The sequence below is a fragment of the Nocardia sp. NPDC058497 genome, assembly GCF_042720195.1.
GTDB lineage: Bacteria > Actinomycetota > Actinomycetes > Mycobacteriales > Mycobacteriaceae > Nocardia.
This window is the reverse complement of the sequence record NZ_JBHXMY010000425.1, coordinates 1-5,220: the sequence shown is the minus strand read 5'-3', so window position 1 is coordinate 5,220 and position 5,220 is coordinate 1. Positions and strand designations below refer to the sequence as shown.

General features: G+C 64.7%; 6 protein-coding genes. All 6 read right to left on the bottom strand.

What is annotated here, in order from left to right:
• Window positions 1-625: phage tail protein (locus tag ACFWPJ_RS23800; RefSeq protein ID WP_378854605.1), on the bottom strand; the 625-nt coding region annotated here is incomplete at its 3' end.
• The gene (locus ACFWPJ_RS23795) at window positions 622-2,760 is read right to left on the bottom strand and encodes a hypothetical protein (RefSeq protein WP_378854604.1); all 2,139 of its coding nucleotides are present in this window, start codon (window positions 2,758-2,760) and stop codon (window positions 622-624) included. The genes ACFWPJ_RS23795 and ACFWPJ_RS23800, both read right to left, overlap by 4 nt.
• 95 nt (window positions 2,761-2,855) lie before the next feature.
• Entirely contained in the window at window positions 2,856-3,272 is a 417-nt protein-coding gene (locus ACFWPJ_RS23790) for a DUF5361 domain-containing protein (RefSeq protein WP_378854603.1), read from the bottom strand.
• A complete protein-coding gene (locus ACFWPJ_RS23785) occupies window positions 3,233-3,523 on the bottom strand; it encodes a hypothetical protein (RefSeq protein ID WP_378854602.1) in 291 nt (96 codons plus the stop codon). Before ACFWPJ_RS23785 ends, ACFWPJ_RS23790 begins: the two co-directional genes overlap by 40 nt.
• A 109-nt stretch (window positions 3,524-3,632) precedes the next feature.
• Entirely contained in the window at window positions 3,633-4,220 is a 588-nt protein-coding gene (locus tag ACFWPJ_RS23780) for a hypothetical protein (RefSeq protein ID WP_378854601.1), read from the bottom strand.
• Between the two features lie 71 nt (window positions 4,221-4,291).
• Entirely contained in the window at window positions 4,292-4,729 is a 438-nt protein-coding gene (locus tag ACFWPJ_RS23775; protein ID WP_378854600.1) for a hypothetical protein, read from the bottom strand.
• Between the last annotated feature and the right edge of the window lie 491 nt (window positions 4,730-5,220).

Genomic DNA, 5,220 nt, shown 5'->3' with positions numbered 1-5,220 from the left:
GGACCGGGTCGAGGATCGACCAGCGCCCGGGGCCGTTCATGGTGTAGCGCGGCCACGCCGGCTGGTCGGCTGCGTTGCGCAGGCGGAGGACGCCCTCGCCGGTGCCCGAGGCATTGGTCCAGACCTGCGTCTCGTCGAAGTGGCGTGCGAGCGGGTCCATGGCGGTCGCCGAGATCTTGTACATGGCGAACCCGTTGCGAGCAGGATCGATATCGCCCGATGGTTCTGGAGCGCTGTCGATCTGGAACTGCTGGAAGCGCCAGCCCTGGTGCCGGGTGAAGTAGCCGACCGTGACCGGTTTGTCGGTGGACCACCCACGGAACCACGCATCATGCACGGCGAGGAACTCGCGAACCGGGTTGGATTCCCGCGCGCCCGCCGCGGTCGAGATGATGGCCAGGAAGTCCCATTCCTTCTTCCAGCGGACCGACCGGGTGAAGGTGGCGCCATCTTGGCGGGCACCTTCGGTGGCGAGCAGCTGGACCGGCGCGAACATGAATCCGGTTTGCGCCGCGAGCCTTACGCCCTCGCGCCCGGCATTCGGGCCCGCCAGGTGCCAGACCCGGCCGTTGACGTCCCAGACCACGATCTTGGTGTCCTGTGTACTGAGCAATTGGTGGGTCATCGCCCGAGCCCTCCTCCGCGTTGCTGCGCAAACGATTGACGGCGCTGGACGCGGGCGATGGACATCGCGACGCTCTTGGGGTCCATACCGTTGAAATTGAAGATGTCGCCGCGGGCGGTGTGCCCGCCGGGACCCTCGGCCAGGTCCGTCAGACCGAAGCCGGTGCCGACGAGTTCCTTGGCGGTGCTCGCCACCCATTCGACGGGTTTGGCGACGAGGTCGACCGCCTTGCCCGCGACGACCGATCCGGCGATCGAACCGAGTACGGAACCGATCGCGGCACCGGCCGGCCCGGCGATCGCCGTACCCAAACCAGCACCGAGGAAGCTGCCGACCTGTCCGGCCGCGTCCTGGGCGAGGCCCTTGGCGGCCCCGGTGACGCCCTTGACCAAGCCGCCGGACGAGGCACCGGACAGAAATCCGGAAATGCCCGCGGACAGATTGTCGCCTTCGCTGAAATCGAAGGCCTTCTGCTGCTCGAACGGCAGGAAGAATTCGTCGTCCGGATTGATGCCGAGTTGCTTGGCGAGCTCGCCGTCAGCCGCGAGCGCGTCAGAGATGGACGGGATACCCAGGGCTCCGACCAGAGCTCCTACCGTGGAACCGGCCTCACGCAGGGCAGTGGTGTCGCTGAGACCGAGCGATTTGCCGAAGTTGCTCGCCAGCTCGCTGCCGACGATCGACGCGCGATCGATATAGTCGGCGCCGCCGTATGTGCTTCGATACTGGGGTTCAGCCAGACTCGTCCCCTGGAGCCCCTCACTGAGGCTCGGGGTTCGCGGTGTGGTGGACGCACCACTCGCCGTTGTTCCCCCGGTGCTGTTGAGGATTGTCAGACCGCTCTGGCTACCGCCGGTCACGACGACGTTGCTGCCGCCGGTCGACCCGCCATCACCCAAGCTGGTCACCGTTGCCGGCGAAGCACCACCGGGCGCGACTGCGCCACCAGCCCCTCCGCCGACCGACATATCGGACGGCATCGGACCGATCTGGGTCTTCAGCGACATCGAGGCGGCGAACCCGCCCCCGAACCGGGAACCGATCGACTCACCGAGAGATTTTCCGATCTCCGGTGCCAGCTGTCCGGCCGGTCCCAATGCGGGCGCGATCGCCTCGCCCAGCGCCAAGCCCACCCGTCCGCCGGCTTCTGTCGCCGAGGACATGATCCCCGCCGTCAGCGCCTCCGACAGCGACGCGAGCGGCGCCACCGATCCGGTGTTCGCGGACGTCGACGGCTGCGCGAAGGCAGGCGCCACGTTCATGACACCCTGCGGCTGGACATTCAGCTCCGCCGACAGGGGCGGCGCGGTGCTGAGCCCGGATGAATCCTGCTGACTCAGGTCAACTTTCACCGGGTCGTTACTGCGTCGGGTGAGTGGCCCGCCCATTCCGAAGACGGGCCCCAGCGCACCGCCGAGCGCGGCCCCGACCGCACCGGCCGCGTCGATGGCCGCACCGCCGACGCCGCCGAGCACATCCGCTATCAGCCCGGTTCCGAGCAGATCACGCCAGCGCTGCGGATCTGCCATCGGGCTCCCGCCGACGAGACCACCGTCGGCGAAGCCCGGCAGCATTCCGGCCAGATACCCGGCTGAGGGAACCCAGCCGGCATTGATCGCTTCCAGCAGTGGCAGCGCGTGCGAAGTCGCGGCCGCGTTGACTACGAATTCACCGTTCGACAACCGGGCCAGAATCGAGTCGCTGCTGCCGGTCCCGGGTCCACGGACCGCGCCGCCACCCGCGTAACCAGCAGGGGCACTGGCATTTTCTGCTGCTTCGTGTTCGCCGCCGGAATCGGACTTCGATGGATTTAGCAGTGTCGTCTTCGACGAAAACTTGATCAGGCGGGTCTTGGTATCGGTCGCGTCCGCATCGGGGCGGAGCAGGTCCATCGCCTGCCCCGCCACCCGCTCGGCGATAGCGCCCGGCTGCGTGCCGAGCACATCGGACAGCACACCGAGCAGACCCTCCCCGATCAGGCTGTTCGGCGGAATCCGGCCATCCTCACCGAGGGTGACCGGCGCTTCCTCCGGCAGGGTGATCGTCGCGGCACCGCCGCCGGAGCCACCCTCCCAGACCGCCCCGCTCGGCAGCCTGATCCGCTTTCCCGGAGCCGGTGTGCCGCTCGTGGTCATCGCAAGAACGTCCGGCAATGTCATCGCCGTTGGGCGTTTCTTCTTCACAATTGGTATCCACTTTCTGCGTTCGACCGCTCCGGGGCTGCAGCCACCTACTGTTTCCAGCCGAGGAAGTCGTTCATCTGATCGAGTTCCGTTGCCGTGCCGACACGTTCGCGATCCGATTGCCTTCCCGGACGAGCGATCGGCTCGGGTCGATTGCGCCCGCGCCGGCCGTCGTCGGTACGGGCCCAGGCCAACCACCGCAGACTGTCTGCGACATCTGCCAGCAAGTGCTCAGCGGTTTGCCATCGACTGCCCTCCGGGTACATCTCCCGAAGCAGCGCCGACTCGAGCGGCAGGTGCTTGACGATCGCTCGCAGGTCCGCCCAGCTGAGTACGTCGGTGCCGAGCATCCGCAGCCGGAGCCCAAAGGCGATCAGGTCGTATTCGATTGCCTCGCTGTGCTCTTCGAGAAGAGCATCGAGGCTTAGGATTCCCCCAGGCTCAGCCCCGAGTGCGCGCGCCACGCCTCGAGCAGCTGGTGGTAGGCGTCGGGATCCATGTCGTCGAGCACCGCGAGCGCCTCGGGCGTCAGGCTCAGCTCGAGCAGGGTGTACATGGCGTCGACATCGCCGAGACGACGGATCCGGCGAACGAGACCGGGCTTGAGGTAGGACAGCGACGGCAGCACGATGTCGGCGCCGTCGACGGTGTAGGTGAAGTCGTCCTTCACGACCGCCGGCTGGGCGATCTTGATGGGAGCAGCAGGAGAAGTCATGGGTAGCAGACCCTTTCGTTGAAATGTGAATTGCGGAAATAAGAGGGCCCATCGGCGGCGGGCGGGCCTGCGCATAGGTGTTTTACCCGCCGCCGATGGGGGCTTTCAATCAGGCAGTCTTGATGCCGTCGTCCAGGTAGCGGTACGCCTTGACGCCGGAGTCATCCTTGAATGCCTCGACATTGATGGTGAAGCCGGCCAGTTCGTTGGACACGAACTTCTTCTCGGTGATCGACGAGATCTTGGCGTTCGGCAGAACGATGCGCAGCTTCTTGTCCTCGGTCTTCATGTCGAAGACCCACGAGCGACGCGGCAGCACGATGCCGGTTTCCTTGACATTGATCAGCTTGCCCGAGGTGGTGGTGGCCGCCGTGGCGGTCACATTGTTCTCACCGAAGATCTCGGCAAGCACATCCTGGTCCCACACCGCGTACAGGGTGAGGCCGAAGCGCACCGAGTGCTCGGTCTGCAGCTGGGCGATGATATCGGCGTTCCAGTCCTTGACCGTCTCGACCTTGCGCTCGCCGAGCGACTCGATGCCGTCCTCGGAGACATAGCCGAGAGCCTTGAACGCGGGGGCGATGTCGCCGGCCGCGGTGGTCGGCAGGGTGGTGTTGAGCGGCGCCACCAGGACACCGCCGGAAACGGCCAGGTTCGGGGTACCGGCGCCGATGAAATTGCTGGAAGGCAGAGCCATTGTTGTTATCTCCCTTGGGATTGTTGCGCAGGCCCTCGGGATGGGTACTACAGTTCGACTCCGGATCGGAGTCAGGCGAGAACGGTGCCTCGCACAATCAGGTCGGCGACGAGGGTGTACCGCGGAGCGGCGGTCGCCGGATCGGTGTCGTTCTCCATGCCGGCATCCTCGACCTGGTCGCACCACACGGTGCCCAGGTAGCCGGGAGCGGCCGAACGCAGGATCGAGCGCACAAGCGCGGCAAGGTTTGCCGCCGCGCCGGCGTCATCGGTGCATTCGAGAACGACGCGAGGACGATCAAGGATCAGCTGAGCGCTGCGGCGCCCCTCCCGATCCTCGACATCAACTCGGGCTTTTCGGTCGTTTCTGGTTACTCGCACCATACGGGATGGGCGCGGGTCGGGGACCCGGCTGACCACAGTCGCGGTATCGGATACCGTGGCGAGTTCTACGGAAAGAAAGTCGACCAAAGTTAGTTCAATATCAGAAAACAGTATTCTTTCACTCATGTCAAGTCCTTGTGAGGTATTGATAGTCACGAAGTTTTAGGCATGAAAAATCCCGACCGGACTCCGATCGGGATCCTCACACATAACCGAATCAACTATCCACGAACACTGCCAGCAGATTCACGATCATCCCACGGAAACAACCGGCACTCGATCGAATCAACCACGACCGCCAGCACTTTCCGAAAGTGTCGTGGACGCAATCACGCTGGAAGAGTCAGGGTCAACCCAATACGGCAAGCGGTGGCCGGGTAATAATCAGCGACCGCATCGCGCATATGCCGGAATTCAGGCAACCACGCTCCAAATGAAGTCTCACGGTCCGAGTCGTATCATTCAGAGCGCACCCTTTATCGAAAGGTCCGATCAGCCCATGTCACTCTCATTGAATTCGGCGACCACGCCCCGAATGAGGGCAGCGAGCTCTCGCAGCCAGTTGGCCGCGGCGGTATCGGAGGTTTCATCCTCGAGCACCCAGTTCCCTTAAAAGG